Source organism: Amycolatopsis sp. WGS_07, from assembly GCF_045278895.1.
In the GTDB taxonomy this organism is placed as follows: domain Bacteria; phylum Actinomycetota; class Actinomycetes; order Mycobacteriales; family Pseudonocardiaceae; genus Amycolatopsis.
Window position 1 is genome coordinate 684,130 of sequence record NZ_CP136053.1, and the last position, 14,782, is coordinate 698,911.

General features: G+C 68.4%; 13 protein-coding genes. 6 read left to right on the top strand and 7 right to left on the bottom strand.

What is annotated here, in order from left to right; all coding sequences use genetic code 11:
• Positions 1-63 precede the first annotated feature (63 nt).
• Positions 64-549: an Lrp/AsnC family transcriptional regulator gene (locus tag RPX00_RS02945; protein WP_406637206.1), complete on the bottom strand. Its 486-nt coding sequence runs from the start codon at positions 547-549 to the stop codon at positions 64-66.
• Positions 550-737: 188 nt separating this feature from the next.
• Between RPX00_RS02945 and RPX00_RS02950 the strand changes: the two genes are divergently transcribed.
• Complete coding sequence (locus RPX00_RS02950; protein WP_406637208.1) at positions 738-2,108, top strand: APC family permease; 1,371 nt, start codon at positions 738-740, stop codon at positions 2,106-2,108.
• On the opposite strand, the gene RPX00_RS02955 is transcribed toward RPX00_RS02950, so the two are convergent.
• The 6 genes from RPX00_RS02955 to RPX00_RS02980 form a co-directional block, all read right to left on the bottom strand.
• Positions 2,020-2,937 (bottom strand): class I SAM-dependent methyltransferase, encoded by a 918-nt coding sequence (locus RPX00_RS02955; protein WP_406637210.1) that lies wholly within the window; start codon positions 2,935-2,937, stop codon positions 2,020-2,022. The two genes, RPX00_RS02950 and RPX00_RS02955, sit on opposite strands and share 89 nt — an antisense overlap.
• A gap of 90 nt (positions 2,938-3,027) precedes the next feature.
• Positions 3,028-3,519 carry a GNAT family N-acetyltransferase gene (locus RPX00_RS02960; RefSeq protein ID WP_406637212.1) on the bottom strand — a complete coding sequence of 164 codons (492 nt, stop codon included), beginning with the start codon at positions 3,517-3,519 and terminating at the stop codon, positions 3,028-3,030.
• A complete protein-coding gene (rho, locus tag RPX00_RS02965) occupies positions 3,520-4,587 on the bottom strand; it encodes a transcription termination factor Rho (protein WP_406637214.1) in 1,068 nt (355 codons plus the stop codon).
• A 297-nt stretch (positions 4,588-4,884) separates the two neighbouring features.
• Complete coding sequence (locus RPX00_RS02970; protein WP_406637216.1) at positions 4,885-5,649, bottom strand: ArsR/SmtB family transcription factor; 765 nt, start codon at positions 5,647-5,649, stop codon at positions 4,885-4,887.
• Between the two features lie 107 nt (positions 5,650-5,756).
• Complete coding sequence (locus tag RPX00_RS02975) at positions 5,757-7,211, bottom strand: M81 family metallopeptidase (RefSeq protein WP_406637218.1); 1,455 nt, start codon at positions 7,209-7,211, stop codon at positions 5,757-5,759.
• Complete coding sequence (locus RPX00_RS02980; protein ID WP_406637220.1) at positions 7,208-8,353, bottom strand: ROK family protein; 1,146 nt, start codon at positions 8,351-8,353, stop codon at positions 7,208-7,210. Before RPX00_RS02980 ends, RPX00_RS02975 begins: the two co-directional genes overlap by 4 nt.
• Positions 8,354-8,503: 150 nt before the next feature.
• On the opposite strand from RPX00_RS02980, the gene RPX00_RS02985 reads away from it, so the two are divergent.
• Genes RPX00_RS02985 through RPX00_RS03005 form a run of 5 tightly spaced genes read left to right on the top strand, consistent with a single transcriptional unit; the run spans position 8,504 to position 14,627 of the window.
• Positions 8,504-10,300: a peptide ABC transporter substrate-binding protein gene (locus RPX00_RS02985; protein ID WP_406637222.1), complete on the top strand. Its 1,797-nt coding sequence runs from the start codon at positions 8,504-8,506 to the stop codon at positions 10,298-10,300.
• Between the two features lie 4 nt (positions 10,301-10,304).
• Positions 10,305-11,264, top strand: a complete 960-nt coding sequence (locus RPX00_RS02990) for an ABC transporter permease (protein WP_406637224.1) — start codon at positions 10,305-10,307, stop codon at positions 11,262-11,264.
• Positions 11,261-12,091 carry an ABC transporter permease gene (locus tag RPX00_RS02995; protein WP_406637226.1) on the top strand — a complete coding sequence of 277 codons (831 nt, stop codon included), beginning with the start codon at positions 11,261-11,263 and terminating at the stop codon, positions 12,089-12,091. Before RPX00_RS02990 ends, RPX00_RS02995 begins: the two co-directional genes overlap by 4 nt.
• Positions 12,088-13,713, top strand: a complete 1,626-nt coding sequence (locus RPX00_RS03000; protein WP_406637228.1) for a dipeptide ABC transporter ATP-binding protein — start codon at positions 12,088-12,090, stop codon at positions 13,711-13,713. The genes RPX00_RS02995 and RPX00_RS03000 overlap by 4 nt, the downstream gene beginning before the upstream one ends.
• On the top strand, positions 13,710-14,627 hold the full coding sequence (locus tag RPX00_RS03005) for an ROK family protein (protein WP_406637230.1): 918 nt from the start codon (positions 13,710-13,712) through the stop codon (positions 14,625-14,627). The genes RPX00_RS03000 and RPX00_RS03005 overlap by 4 nt, the downstream gene beginning before the upstream one ends.
• The last annotated feature ends 155 nt before the right edge of the window (positions 14,628-14,782 follow it).

Consider the following 14,782-nt stretch of genomic DNA (forward strand, 5'->3'; position numbering starts at 1 on the left):
TTGGCACCACCCACAACGACTAATTTCAGCAGTCCTATCGGGACATACCTTCGGATTTCGTTGTCACCGGCGGTGCGAGCCCCACTGGTACGACTGCTTCCGCAGCTTGAGGTACACGAGCGTCTCCGCGGTGCGCACTCCGGGCAGCGTCCGGATGCGGTTGGAGATCACGTCGAGCAGCGCTTCGTCGTCGGCGCAGAGCACCTCGCACAGCACGTCGAAGCGGCCGGCGCAGAGCACGACGTACTCGATTTCGTCCATTTCGGCCAGTGCGTCGGCGACCGGTTCGAGCGGGCCGTCGACCGTGATCGCGACCATCGCCTGGCGGAAAAGCCCGATCTGCAAGGGATCCGACACCGCCACGATCTGGATGACGCCCGAATCGGACAGTCGCTGCACCCGCTGCCGGACCGCCGCCTCGGACAGTCCGACCGCTTTGCCGATCGTGGCGTACGGCCGCCGTCCGTCCTCTTGCAACTGGGCGATGATCTGCTTCGAGATGTCGTCGACCACCGGCGGCGCGGGCCGGTTCGGGTCCTGGCTCTGCATCCCGGGATCATCTCGGGTCCACCCCCGCGCAGGCAACCGGGACCGTGGCGAACAGGGGTCCACAGTGCCCGGAAGCACCGTCCACCCGGGGCACGGACAACGGATTTCGTCGTCTTTCCGGCGTTGACAACGGCAAACCCGTCCTGTTCCATCCGTCGAATTCCAGCGCCGCCGACGGAGGGATCCCCATGCCGCCTCATCCGGTCCCCGTCCAGACCGGCACCGCCGCCGGTTCGCCCGCGCCCCGCTCGCTGACCAGATCGATCGGCGTCGGCGGCGGCACCCTGCTGACGCTGAGCTGCGTAACGCCGGCGTCGTCGCTGTTCGTTCTCGTCCCGCCGCTGTTCGGCTCGCTCGGCACCGGCACCGCGCTGGCCATCGGGCTCGCCGTGCTGCTGTGTGTCGGGATCGCGTTCTGTTACTCCGAACTCGGCACCTTGGTCCCGAGTTCGGGTGGCGAGTACGCCATGGTGACGACGGTGGTCAGCCGGTTCGCCGGATGGATCACGTTCATGCTGTCCTTCATCGTGATCCTGGTGGTGCCGCCGATCATCGCGATCGGCGTGGCCGACTATCTGGCGGTGGCGGTGCACGTCGACCCGTCGGTGGCGGGCGCGCTGGTGATGCTGGCGTCCACCGGGATGGGCCTGGTCAACCTGCGCTCGAACGCGTGGCTGACCGGGATCTTCCTGGTCATCGAGGTCGTGGCGATCATCGTGGTGTCCGTGCTCGGGTTCGCGCACGCCGACCGCCCGGCGGCAGTACTGGTACGGCCCAGCTTCGACGGCGTGCACCCGATCGCGCTGATCTCGGTGATCGCCGGACTGGCGGTCGCGTTGTTCGTGGTGCAGGGGTTCTCGACCGCGGTGTACCTGGCGGAGGAAATGCGCGAGCCGCACAAGACGGTGTCGCGGACAGTGTTGTGGACGCTCGGCATCAGCGCGGTGGTGATCCTGGTGCCGGTCGTGGCGATCACGCTGGGCGTGCCGGATCTCGCGACGCTCGGGAGCCTGGACCTGACCGCGCTCGTGGTGAGCTGGAGCAGTTCGACGTTCGGCACGATCGTAAGCCTGTGCATCGCGGCGGCGATCGTGAACGCGGTGATCGTCATGGTGATCCAGAATTCGCGCGTGCTGTACGCGTCGGGACGGGATCACGCTTGGCCGGCCCCGGTGAATCGCGCGCTGAGCGTGGTGAGCCCCCGGTTCGGCGCACCTTGGGTGGCGACGCTCGTGGTCGGCGTTTCGGAAGCGGTGCTGTGCTTCGTGCCGGTGGAGACGCTGAGCGGCGTGACCGGGGTGGCCGTGGTGGCGTTGTATTTGGCGATTTCAGTGAGCGTGCTGTGGGCCCGCCGACCGGCCCACCGGCGGCCGCGAGTGTGGCGGATGCCGGGCTGGCCGGTGGTGCCGGTCGTGGTGGTGCTGGCGCTGGGGTACGTGCTGGTTTCGCAGAGCCTGCTGGATCTGGCGATTACGGCCGGGGTGCTGGTGGTTTCGGCTGGGTATTGGTGGGGGTATCTGCGGCGGCGGTCGGATCGGTGGCTGGTGACGGTGCCGTGACACGTGCCCGCGTGAGGACGGATAGCTCGGCCGGGCGGAGTGCGTCTTCGCGTTTCCACTCCGCTGGGCTGAGCGTCTCGCGTTGCCGGACGTGGTCGATCGGTTCGAGCCCGTGGTCTCGCAGGAGTGCGGCCATCTGGTCGGGGTCGAGGAAGGTTCGCCAGGGTTCGCCGTGTTCAGCCGCTGCGGCCATGACTAGCTCGGCGTACGTCTGACCCGCTTCGTCGCGGAGTGCGGCGGGGAGGAGGTGCTCGACGATGAGTTCCGTTCCTGGTGCGAAACCGCTGATCGCGTCGAGGGTTTCGCTGATTGCTTCCGCTGTGAGGTACATCGTGACGCCGAGCCAGCTGACCAGAGCGGGCCGGTTCAGGTCGAATCCGGCTTGGACGAGGTGACTGGTCAGTGCTGGTTCCTGCTCGAAGTCGACGGCAACGAAGGAGACCGTCTTAGGTGCGGTGATTCCGGCGTCGGCTAGCAGTTGCTGTTTCCAACGCTGGGTGGCGGGTTTGTCCACTTCGAACACACGCACGGCGAGCTGCGTTCGGTAGGCGAAGGAATCGAGGCCCGCGCCGAGAATGACGTATTGGTCGGCAGCCATTTCCGCCAGCCGATCCTCGGTGTAGCGACTGCGGGTGACAGCTGTGGTGCGCGCGCCGGACAGTGCTGGATGGCTGCCGTAGGACTGGTGGTAACCGAGGAGTTCTTCGGCGCGCTCGCCCAGGAAGCGTTTCGCGAGAGTGTCGGCGAAGATCGGCGGACGCTCGTCCACGAGAAGATGCGCGGCTCGCGCTGCGGCGGAGAGAAGAGCGGTGCGACTGGGTTGTGCCATGAGATCGGACTCTAACCGGATAATTCGTGATTATAGCACAAAAACAAATTTTTCGAAAGAGGCGCGGGATTCCGTTTTGGCTACGGAGGCTTAGGCGCCGAGGGAGAGTGCGTAGAGGGCGAACGGTTCGCCGCGATGGAGGAAGTCGTGGCGGTAGGTGAAGCCGAGACGTTCCATTACGGTGCGGGAACGCGCGTTGTGCACCTCGGTGAACGAGACGACTTCCGTCGCGCTGATCTCTCGCGCGAGGGCTAGGCCAGCGAGGCCGATCTCGGTGGCGTAGCCGCTTCCCCAGTACACCTCGCGCACCGCCCAGCCGATCTCCAGCCGTCGTGCGCCAGCGACGTCCTGATAGGACAGTCCGCCGCGGCCGAGGAGTTCTCCGGATTCCCGGTGGTGGGCCAGCCATTTGCCAACGCCGTCGCGCTGCCAGCCGCGGCCGATCTCCGCGGCGCGAATCTCCGCGTCAGCGCGGGTCCATTCGCCGTACCAGCGGGCGATGCCGGGATCGAGGTGCAGGCGATACAACTCGTCGGCCAGGTGCGGGCCGATCGGCGAAAGGCGGAGGCGTTCGGTCTCCACTCAAGCGGCCACAGTGGACGGAACCGCCAGCGAAGCGTTGACCCGCGCAATGAATTCCGCATTCGACTTCGTCGTGCGGACCTGCTCCAGGAACTGTTCCGCGGCTCGCTTCGGGTCCTGGGTGGACAGTGCGCGGCGGACCTCGTTCATCACGGCCAGTTCCTGCGGCGGGACGATCAGTTCGTCGCGGCGGGTGCCGGAGCCGAAGAAGTCTACGGCGGGGAATACTCGGTGGTCGGCGAGGGTGCGGTCCAGGCGGAGTTCCGAGTTTCCGGTGCTTTTGAGTTCCTCGAAGAATACCGTGTCCGCCAGCGAACCCGTGCCTACCAGCGCGGTGGCGATGATGGTGAGCGAGCCGGCGCCCTCGATGTTCCTTGCCGCGCCTAGGATTTTCTTCATCGGGTGCAGTGCGCTGGCGTCGACGCCGCCGGACAGGATTCGGCCCGACGTGCGGGCGGCCAGGTTGTACGCGCGGCCCAGGCGGGTCAGGGAATCCAGCAGCAGCACGACGTCGCGGCCGGTTTCTACCAGGCGTTTCGCGCGTTCTACCGCCAGTTCGGCGACGGCGGTGTGTTCGGCGGGCTTGCGGTCGAAAGTGGACGCGACGACCTCGCCGCGCACCGAGCGGCTCATGTCGGTGACCTCTTCGGGGCGCTCGTCGGCGAGCAGCACCATCAGGTGCGCCTCCGGGTGGTTGACCGCCACCGCCTGCGCGATCGCTTGCAGCACAGTGGTTTTACCGGTGCGCGGCGGCGCTACGATGAGCGCGCGCTGGCCTTTTCCCAGCGGGGCGACCAGATCCAGGACGCGCGTGGTGAGCTGGTGCCTGCTGGTTTCCAGGACCAGCCGCTGGTCCGGGTGAATGGGGGTGAGTTTGTCGAAATCGGGGCGCTTTTCTCCGGGAGCGCGGCCGTTGACGGAGACGAGTTCGCCGTCGTCGAGGACGAGTTCGTCGCCGCGGCGCAGGCCGTGCGTGCGGATCAGCGATAGCGGGACGGACGGGCCGCCGGGGCCGTAGCCCAGTGCGGCGGTCTTGCCGTGAATGTCGAGAATTCCTTGCTGTGTCATGGTTTGTGGCTCCTTGAGCGGCCGTGGCGGTCGACGCGGGAACGCGGACCGCCGGATGCGGCGAAGCGGGTCAGGCGACGGGCTTCGGGAAAGACGCCCGATCCTCGTCGCGTGAACTCACGCTGGCGGAGGGGGCGGAAACCCCGGGGCGGCGGGGCCGACTTCCTGGGGTATGCGGTGAGAGTAGCGCATCCGATCCGGCCGCACAACTGAAAGGGGCCTCGCGAGTGGTCACCCGGTGAAAACCGGCACTCACAAGGCCCCAACAACCAACGTCGCTGGTCTATTCCCCAGAGGTCACGGCATCTCCCACGGCGCCTGCGGCAGCACGTGCCCGGTCTCCAGCAGCGACTTCAGATTCGACAGCACCGCCGCCCAGCCGCCGGACACGTCCTGGTGCGCCTTCTCGTCGGGCAGGTCCTCGTGGGTCACCGTCAGCCGGACGATGCCCTCGTGCTGCTCGATCTCGAACGTCGCGCGCGAGGGCTCCTGGTCCTTCGGGCCGTTCGGGTCGAGCCAGGTGGTGACCAGGCGTTTCGGCGGGACCGCCTCGACGACCTCGCCCTCGACGTCGGCGATTCCGGATCCGTCGGTCCGCACGTGCGCCCACCGCGAACCCTGCTGCCAGTCGGATTCGTTGTAGTGACCCCAATACTGCCCGGTCAGCTCCCGGTCGGTGAGCGCGTGCCACACCTTCTCCGGGGTGCTTTCGATGTAGGTCACGTACACAAAGCTCGGTTTCATGGCTTCCTCTGCTCGACGTTTGACGGCGCTGAGCACCCGCAGCCGCGGCTGCTCGAACCGGTTCACCCACCGCTCCTGCATCTCGTGCAGCGGCACCGGATTCAGGTAGTGCAGCTTTTCCCGGCCGCGGCGCACGCTGCTCACCAGATTGGCCGCCTCCAGCACGGCCAGATGCTGGGTCGCCGACTGCCTCGTCATCTCCAGCCGGCGGCACAGCTCGCCCAGCGTCTGCCCGTTGTCCTCGCGCAGCTGGTCGAGCAGGTACCGGCGGGTCGGATCGGCCAGCGCCTTGAACACTTTGTCCAGGTCGGGTTGCACACTTACAGTAAGGCAGGCAAATACCTGCCTGTCAAGTCGCACGGGGAAAATACAGGTCAGCGCCGAGGCAGGTCACCGACTGCCCCGGCGCTGATCACGCAAAGTGGTCAGAAGACCTCGGGTTCGAGCGAAGGGGCCGCCATGTCGGCGTCGAACGGGAACATCGGCCGGACGATGCCGGAGTGGCCGAGCCGGAGCAGATCCTGGTCGACGCCGCCGGGCGTGAGGGCCAGCAGCCAGTCCGCGGCCATGTCGTACAGCTCCGGTTCGAGGTAGCCGATCTTCACGATCACCACGTCCGCCTCACGCGGGTGCAGGCCGAGCGCGTGGAAGTCCGATTCGAGGTGATACGGCTTGCGGCGCGCGGTCACGATCACCCGCAGGCCGCCGACGGCCAGCGCCACCGCGGTTCCGGCGACCGGATCGTCGGCGTCGATCGCGGCTACCTGTGCGGTGAGCGCGACCGGACCGTGCGGGCCGGAGTCGACTTTTCCGCCCAGCTCCACCGAGATCGTCGCGCCGACGCCAGCCGCCACCGCGGAAGCGACGGCTTCCGGATCCACAATGGCCGCGTACAAAGTGGTCAGCGATGAGTCCACAATGGCCGGTGTGCGCAGCAGTACGTCCAGGCTCCACGAAGTGTCCCCGGCGCCACCGGCGGTCGGGTTGTCGCCCGAATCGCTGATGAAGAACGGACGCGCGTCCGAGGTGACCGCTTGCGCGAGGCATTCCGGCAAGGTTCCGGTCGGGGCAACGAAAGCGAAATCGTGCCGAGCGTCCCAATAGGACTGCGCGAGACGTTGCGCTTCCTTGGTGATCACCGAAACGTCGTCGCCCATCACCACCACCGCGGCCTGGCAACGCGGTTCGTCGGCCCACGCGTAGCCGACCCAGATCGCCGCGTCCAGAACTCCGTCCAGCGCCTCAACAGAATCCACTGCCGCGTAAATGCTTTTCGCCGGTTCAAGCCGCGTGCTGGTCTTCTCCCCGGGCAGCAGCACCGGAACCTGCACCCACGCCTTCTTGGGGCGGCCGCCGGACCGCAGCCGCGACACCAGATTGCGCGCGGCCCGCTCGCGGGTCTCCCACGCGTCCTCGTGCGGAGCCATCCGATAGCAGGTGATCAGGTCCAACGCGGTGACCAGTTCCCGCGAAACGTTGCCGTGCAGGTCCATCGACGCCGACACCAGAACGTCCGGGCCGACGACCGAACGGATCTCCTGCGCGAGCGAAGCCTCCACATCGGACCGTCCGACCACGCTCATCGCACCGTGGATGTCGAAGAACAGCCCGTCCAGTTCACCCGCCGAACGGAGCCGGTCCAGTATTTCCCCGGACAGCTCGGCATAAGCCTCCTCGGTGACCGCGCCTCCGGGCAGCGAACGGGCGTCGACCAGCGGCACCCACTCGACATCGCGCGCCCAGCCCGCGTCGAGAAAGTCGTAGCGGGCGCGCAAATCGGAACCGCGCAGCACCCGGAAGTCGTCCACAGTGGACCGATGCGGCGAGAAGGTACTCGATTCGATGGCGATTCCGGTAATCCCGACCCGCAGCTTCTTCATCGTCCACTCCGTTTGATCGCTTGCTCGAACACCGCGTCCAGCGCGAGCGCACCCGCGCCGCAAAGTCCCGCGTCCGCACCGAATCGCACCCGGTCGATCCGCAGTTCCCTGGTAGCCAAGGGAAGGCACCGTTCGTACAGCGCACCGCGCACGGCCGCGACGAACGCTTCCGAACCGGACAGCGCGCCGCCGAGCAGCACCTCGTCCGGGTTGCTGAAGTTGACCACCGTGGCGAGCACCTCGCCGAGCCGCAGCCCGGCGCGCCGCACGGCCGTGGTCGCTTCGGGATGTCCGTCCTCGGCGGTGGCCATCACCTGTGCGGTGGTCTCCAGCTGCAATCCCTGCGCCCGCAACTCCCCGACGAGCGCGGCGCCGCTGGCCACCACTTCCAGGCAGCCGCGGTTCCCGCAGGTGCACGGCCGGTCCTCGGCGGCGGGCACGCGGACATGGCTGATGTCGCCCGCGACTCCGGCCCGGCCGCGGTAAAGCTCGCCGCCCAGCACTATTCCGGACCCGATGCCGGTGCCGGCCTTCACCACCAGCAACGTCCGGCCGGGCGCACCGGCCACGGATTCGCCCAGCGCCAGCAGGTTCGCGTCGTTGTCCACGAACACCGGCAGCTCGAAGTGCTCGGCCAGCGCGTCCCGGACCGCGAAACCGCGCCAGCCAGGCATCCGCGACGGCAGCGTGATGGTGCCCGCGTCGACGTCCACCGGACCCGGGAACGCGACGCCGAGACCGAGCGCGCGGCCCGGGCAGTCCGCGCCCGCCATCACATCGTGCACCGCGGCCGCCAGCCCGGCGACGAGTTCGCGCGGCTCCTGGCTGATGTCCAGCGGACGCTCGTGCACTTCCAGCAGGTTGCCCGCGATGTCCAGCGCGCCGATCCGCACGTGTCGCGAGCCGACGTCGGCGCCCCAGACATGGCCGAACTCCGTGTTGACCGACAGCAGCTTCGGCCGCCGTCCGCCCGCGGACCGGCCCTCGCCGGACTCGCTCAGCACCCCGGCGGACATCAGCGCCTGGGTCCGCACCGACACCGTCGATTGCGGCAGCCCGAGCGCTCGCGCCAGGTCCATGCGCGACGTCGCGTGGCCGTGCGCGACCAGCCACAACAGCCGCAGCGGTCCGGCCGGATCCACCGCGTCACCTCTTTCATCAAGACTGATGTAACTAAACTGTTCGACAGGACTCTTGGCATTTCCCGCCTCTCGTGCGAGATTACCCGACAGCCAGGACGCGGCATAGCACCTGGCAACGGTCTTTCATCAGAGTTGTTGGAAGTGATGCGAATGGCTCGACGCCCGTGGCGCACCGCGCTCGGGGTCACGCTCGCCGCCGCGCTGGCGCTGTCCGGCTGCGCGGCGAGCCGGGAACCGCACGGCGGCGGTTCCGGCACCCCGAAAACCGGGGGCACCGTGCGGTTCGCGATGCCCCCGTCGGCGACGCCGAACTGGATCATGCCGTTCTCGATCCCCGGCTACGGCGGGTCGTACAACGGCATGATCCGGTCGACCATGTTCGTGCCGCTGTACAGCTACGACGGCAGTTCCGGCACGGTCACGCTCGACGACGCCGCCAGCGCCGCCAATCCGCCGCGCTACTCCCCCGACGGCAAGACCGTGACCATCACGCTCAAACCGCTGACCTGGGCCACCGGCGAGCCGTTGACCAGCAGGGACGTCGAGTTCTGGCTCAACCTCGCCCGGGCGGGCAAGGACAACTGGGGCAAGTACTCGAAGGGCCTCATCCCGGACAGCATCACCGGCTTCCACGCGGTGGACGACCGCACGTTCACCTTCACCCTGGACAAGGCGTACAACCCCGACTGGTTCACCGCCAACCAGCTCAGCCTGATCGTCCCGATGCCGCATGCCTGGGACCGCACCAGCGCGAACGGGGAAATCGGCGACCACGACCGCACCCCCGACGGCGCGAAGCAGGTCTTCGACTTCCTGGTCAGCCAAGCGAAACAACTCGGCACCTACGGGACGAATCCACTGTGGAAGGTCGTGAATGGACCGTTCACTTTGGCCGGTTTCACCACGTCCGGCGAGGTGACACTGCGGAAGAACCCGAAGTACACCGGACCGGACCCGGCGAAACTCGACACCGTCCGGTTCCTGACCTTCACCAGCTCGTCCGCGGAGTACAACGTGCTGCGCGCCGGCGGCGTCGACTACGGCTACCTGCCGACGTCAAACCTCGGCCAGCGCCCGAAACTGGAGGAACAGGGCTACCGCGTCGAACCGTGGAGCGGCTGGTCCATCACGTACTCGCCGTACAACTTCAACAATCCGAAGCTGGGCAAGGTGTTCTCCCAGCTGTACGTGCGCCAGGCGATCCAGCACGCGGTCGACCAGGACGCCATCACCTCGGTGATCTGGCGCGGTGCCGCGCGCGTCGGTTACGGCCCGGTCCCGCAGGACAACGACACGAAATACCTGTCACCCAAGCAAAAGACCAATCCGTACCCGTTCGACCTGAACAAGTCGCGGCAGCTGCTCGCCGACCACGGCTGGAAGCCCGGCTCCGACGGCGTCCTCTTCTGCGCGGACGCCAAACAGTGCGGCGAGGGCATCGCGGAAGGCACCCGGCTGTCGCTGACCATGCTGACCGAATCCGGTTCCGACGAGACCGACGGCACCATGCAGGAACTGCGCTCGGAGCTGTCGAAGGTCGGCATCGAGATGAAGATCAACGCGCAGCCGCTCAACACCGTGCTGGCCAACGGAACCACGTGCAAACCGGCAGACCCGTCGTGCGGCTGGCAGCTGTCCTACTTCGGCACCCAAGGCAGCTGGTACTTCTCGGCCAACCCGAGCGGCGAGGAGCTGTTCGCGACCGGAGCGGGCACGAACTTCGGCGGCTACACCGATCCCAAGGCGGACAAGCTGATCGCGGCCACCAACCTGTCGTCGGACAACCGGGCGATGCTCGACTACAGCGCCTACCTCGCCGAACAGCTTCCGGTGCTGTGGCTGCCGAATCCGCCGTACCAGGTGTCGGCGATCGACACCGCGCTGCACGGCGTGACCCAGGATCCGATGGCCGGGCTGCTTCCGCAACGCTGGTTCTGGACGAGGTGAGGACATGACGCGCTACATCCTCCGCCGGCTCGTGCTGGCCGTGGTGGTCGTGCTGCTGGTCACCGTGGTGACGTTCGTGCTGCTGCATTTGCTGCCCGGCGGTCCGGCCCGCGGCGTCCTCGGGGTCAAGGCCACCGAGGCACAGATCGCCGCGTTCAACCACGCGCAAGGCTTCGACCAGCCGCTTCCGGTGCAGTACTGGGACTACCTGCTGCGCTTGCTGCAAGGCGACCTCGGCGAGTCGTACACGCAGAACTCGCCGGTGAGCACGCTGCTGGCTGAACGCATGCCGAAAACCTTGCTGCTCACCGTGCTCTCCACCGCGCTCGCGATCCTCGTCGCGCTCCCGCTCGGCGTGTGGCAGGCGGTCCGTCGCGGCCGTGCCGCGGATCTGCTCACCACGGCCATCACGTTCATCCTCTACGCGACGCCGGTGTTCTTCCTCTCCCTGGTGCTGATCATCCTGTTCGCGCAGGTACTGCCGTGGTTCCCGGCGCAGGCCGCGCAGGGCGAAACGATCGGCGAACTGCTGTCCCAGCCGGGTGCGCTGGTCCTGCCGGTGCTCGCCGGGACCGGGGCCGCGCTCGCCGCGTTCAGCCGGTACATGCGGGCGTCCACTCTGGACAGCCTGTCCGAGGACTTCGTGCGCACCGCGCGGGCCAAGGGAACGCCGGAGCGCACGATCATCTGGCGGCACGTCTGGCCGAACTCGCTGACCTCGGTGGTCTCCATGCTCGGCTACTACGTGCCGGTGGTGTTCGGCGGTTCGCTGGTCGTCGAATCGATGTTCAACTACCCCGGCATCGGCCTGCTGTTCTGGACCGCGACCCGCACCGCCGACTTCCCGGTGCTGCTGGGCGTCGTGCTCGTGATCGCCGTGGCGACCGTGCTCGGCTCCCTGCTCGCGGACCTGGTCCAGCTGGCGATCGACCCGCGCGTGCGGGTGAAGGGAGCGCGGTCGTGACTGTCCTTTCCCGCCTGCTGCGCCGCAAGACCGCCGTCGTGGGCGCGGTCCTGCTGCTGCTCGTGGTGGCGTTCTGCTTCCTCGGGCCGCTGGTCTACGGCACCGACCAGTCCCACACCGACCTCGCCTCGGCTCGGCTCGGCCCCGGCGCAGGACATCCTCTCGGCACCGACGACCTCGGCTACGACGTGCTCGGCCGGCTGATGGCCGCCGGCCGGACGTCGCTGGTCATCGGCGTGCTCGCCGGGCTGATCGCGACCGCGATCGGCGCGGTGTGGGGCGCGGTCGCCGGGTACACCGGCGGCTGGCTGGACACCGTGCTGATGCGGATCGTCGACACCGGCGTCGCGATCCCGGCGCTGTTCCTGCTGCTGGTGGCCGCGACCCTGGTGACGCCGAGCGTCGGCGTGCTGGCGCTGCTGATCGGCGCGGTGTCGTGGCTCGTGCCCGCGCGGCTGATGCGCGCGGAAACGGTGAGCCTGCGCGAACGCGACTACATCCGCGCGATCACCGTGCTCGGCGCGAGCCGCACGCGCGTGGTGTTCCGGCACATCATCCCCAACGCGATCGGCACCGTGGTGGTGAACGCGACGTTCCAGATCGCCGACGCGATCCTGCTCGTGGCGTACGTCAGCTTCCTCGGCCTCGGCGTGCCCGCCCCCGATACCGACTGGGGAGCCATGCTGTCTAAAGGAATTACCTACACCTTCGACGGCGCGTGGTGGCTGATCCTGCCGCCGGGCATCGCAATTGTGCTGGTGGTGTGCGCGATCAACTTCCTCGGCGACGGGCTGCGCGACGCGTTCGCGGTGAAGGGGCGACGATGAGCGAGGCGGTACTGGACATCCGTGACCTGCGGGTGTCCTATGCGGACGGTGCGGCGGCGGTCGACGGGCTGAGCCTGTCGGTCGCTCCCGGCGAGATCGTGGCGGTCGTCGGCGAGTCCGGCTCCGGCAAGAGCACGGCCGCGCTCGCGGTGCTCGGGCTGCTGCCGGATTCCGCGCGGGTCACCGGGTCGATCGAGCTGGCCGGGCAGAACGTGCTTGACCTGCGCGGCGAGGACCTGCGGAAACTGCGCGGACCGGCGGCCGGGATGGTGTTCCAGGAACCGATGACCGCGCTGAACCCGTTGCGGACCATCGGGTTCCAGCTGGCGGAGGCGATCCGCAACCACGACCCGGAGAAGCTGCGGCACCGCCGCTACTACGACCGGTGCGCCGAACTGCTGGACCGCGTCGGCGTCCCGGAACCGGCCGCGCGACTGAAGCAATACCCGCACGAGCTGTCCGGCGGTCTGCGGCAACGCGTGATGATCGCGATCGCGCTGGCGGCCGGCCCGAAGCTGATCATCGCGGATGAACCGACCACCGCGCTCGACGTCACGGTGCAGCAGCAGATTCTCGACCTGCTGCGCGATATCCGGGAACACGAAGGCACCGCGACGCTGTTGATCACGCACAACATGGGCGTGGTCGCCGATGTCGCGGATCGGGTCGCGGTGCTGCGGAACGGCAAGCTGGTCGAAGAGGCTCCGGCGGCGGAACTGTTCGCGGCGCCGAAGGCGGATTACACCCGGGAACTGCTGGCCGCGGTTCCGCAGCTGGGTTCGTTCTCGCACGAAGCGGCGGCCGAAGAAGTCCGGAAACCGGTGCTCGCGCTGTCGAATGTGGTGGTCGAGTACAGCGGACGGCGGGTGGTAAACGACGTTTCCCTCTCCGTCTCGCCTGGCGAGATTGTCGGACTGGTCGGCGAATCCGGTTCCGGGAAAACCACGCTCGGCAACTGCGCGCTCGGCCTGGTCACGCCGAAATCCGGCACCGTCGAGGTGCTCGGCGGGCCGCTGCCGAAGGGCACCGGCCGCTCGGCGCGGGCGGTGCGGCGACAGATCGGCGCGGTGTTCCAGGACCCGGCTTCGTCGCTCGACCCGCGGATGACGGTCGCGCAGACCGTCGCCGAACCGCTGGCGGTCCACACCTCGGCCGGCCGCGGCGAGCGCCGTCGCCGGGTCCGGGAACTCCTCGACGCGGTGGAGCTGCCGGAAAGCGTGCTGGACCGGTACGGCCACGAGCTGTCCGGCGGCCAACGGCAGCGGGTGAGCCTCGCGCGGGCACTGGTGCTGGGCCCGAAGCTGCTGATCGCGGACGAACCGACGAGCGCGCTGGACGTATCCGTGCAGGCAGCGGTGCTGGAGGTGTTCCGGCGGCTGCACCGCGAGTTCGGTTTCGGCTGCCTGTTCGTGAGCCACGACCTCGCGGTGGTCGACAGCCTGTGCGACCGGGTAGCCGTGCTGCGCGCGGGCGAACTGGTGGAGGAAGGCCCGGCGGAAACGGTGTTGCGCACTCCGGAACACCCGTACACGCAAGCGTTGCTGCTGTCCTCGCCGGTGCCGGATCCGCAGCTGCAGCGCAGCCGGCGCGAGGCGCTGGCCGGCGCGGACCCCGCGGCGTGACCGGGGTGCGGGCCGGAGTCGACATCGGCGGGACGAAAACCCTGGTAGTGGTGTGCGACGAGGACGGAAGGGAGCTGGGCTCGACGTCCGCGCCGTCGCAGGCGCACCGGGGCGGCGCGGCGATCCTCGACCGCGTGGCGGAGCTGGTCGGCTCGCTGGTGCCGGAGGACGCGGTGCTCGCCGGGGTCGGCGTCGGCGCGGCGGGCGTGGTTGACCCGGTGACCGGAACAGTGCTGGTCACCGGCGATTCGTTCACCGGATGGGCGGGGACGCCGGTCAACGCGGAGCTGTCCGCGCGGCTCGGCGGGGTACCGGTGCGCACCGTCAACGACGTGGACGGATTCCTGCTCGGAGAGTTGCTGCCGGGGGAACGGAACGTGCTCGGCATCGCGGTCGGCACCGGAGTCGGCGGCGCGCTGTTCGTGGACGGGCGGCTGCTGTACGGCGGTTCGACCGGGGCCGGCGAGATCGGGCACGTCGGCCGCTACGGGGAGGAACGCTGCACTTGCGGGCAGATCGGGCACCTCGAGGCATACGCGTCCGGCCGGGCGCTGGCCCGCCGCTACGCCGAGGCGACCGGCCGGACCCTCGCCGCGGAAGCCGTCGCCGCCGCCGCGCTCGCTGGTGATCATGCAGCTCAGACGGTGTTCACCGACGCGGGCCGGTTCATCGGCCAGGCAGTCGCGCACGCGGCCGGACTGCTCGGCCTCGCGACCTGCGTGCTCGGCGGATCGGTGGTCAAGTCCTGGGCGCTGCTGGAGAAACCGGTGCGCGAGGCGCTGGAGGAACGGCCGCTTTTGTCCGGGAAACCGGTGTCCGTCCGGCTCTCCCGGAACGGGGAGAAAGCGGTGGCCCTCGGCGCGGCCGGTCTCACTGCCGGTATTCATTGGCTACCGGAAGTGAACAACCCCTAAACGAGTCCTCTGTGGACCATCGAGAAAACCGTGGCCTCGGGGTATACGCTGGCGGGCACCGACGGAGCCGGGGGCAACGATGCGCGCGAAGCTGGGCGGAACGGGACAGGCGAGAACCGCGGCGGACCACGTGCGTGAGCGTGGTCTCCACCCCG

Excerpts from the sequence above, each read along its gene's own strand:
- RPX00_RS02945 (WP_406637206.1), bottom strand. The coding sequence starts at position 549 with ATGCAGAGCCAGGACCCGAACCGGCCCGCGCCGCCGGTGGTCGACGAC.
- rho (WP_406637214.1), bottom strand. The coding sequence starts at position 4,587 with ATGACACAGCAAGGAATTCTCGACATTCACGGCAAGACCGCCGCACTG.
- RPX00_RS02955 (WP_406637210.1), bottom strand. The coding sequence starts at position 2,937 with ATGGCACAACCCAGTCGCACCGCTCTTCTCTCCGCCGCAGCGCGAGCC.
- RPX00_RS02975 (WP_406637218.1), bottom strand. The coding sequence starts at position 7,211 with ATGAAGAAGCTGCGGGTCGGGATTACCGGAATCGCCATCGAATCGAGT.
- RPX00_RS03000 (WP_406637228.1), top strand. The coding sequence starts at position 12,088 with ATGAGCGAGGCGGTACTGGACATCCGTGACCTGCGGGTGTCCTATGCG.
- RPX00_RS02990 (WP_406637224.1), top strand. The coding sequence starts at position 10,305 with ATGACGCGCTACATCCTCCGCCGGCTCGTGCTGGCCGTGGTGGTCGTG.
- RPX00_RS02985 (WP_406637222.1), top strand. The coding sequence starts at position 8,504 with ATGGCTCGACGCCCGTGGCGCACCGCGCTCGGGGTCACGCTCGCCGCC.
- RPX00_RS02950 (WP_406637208.1), top strand. The coding sequence starts at position 738 with ATGCCGCCTCATCCGGTCCCCGTCCAGACCGGCACCGCCGCCGGTTCG.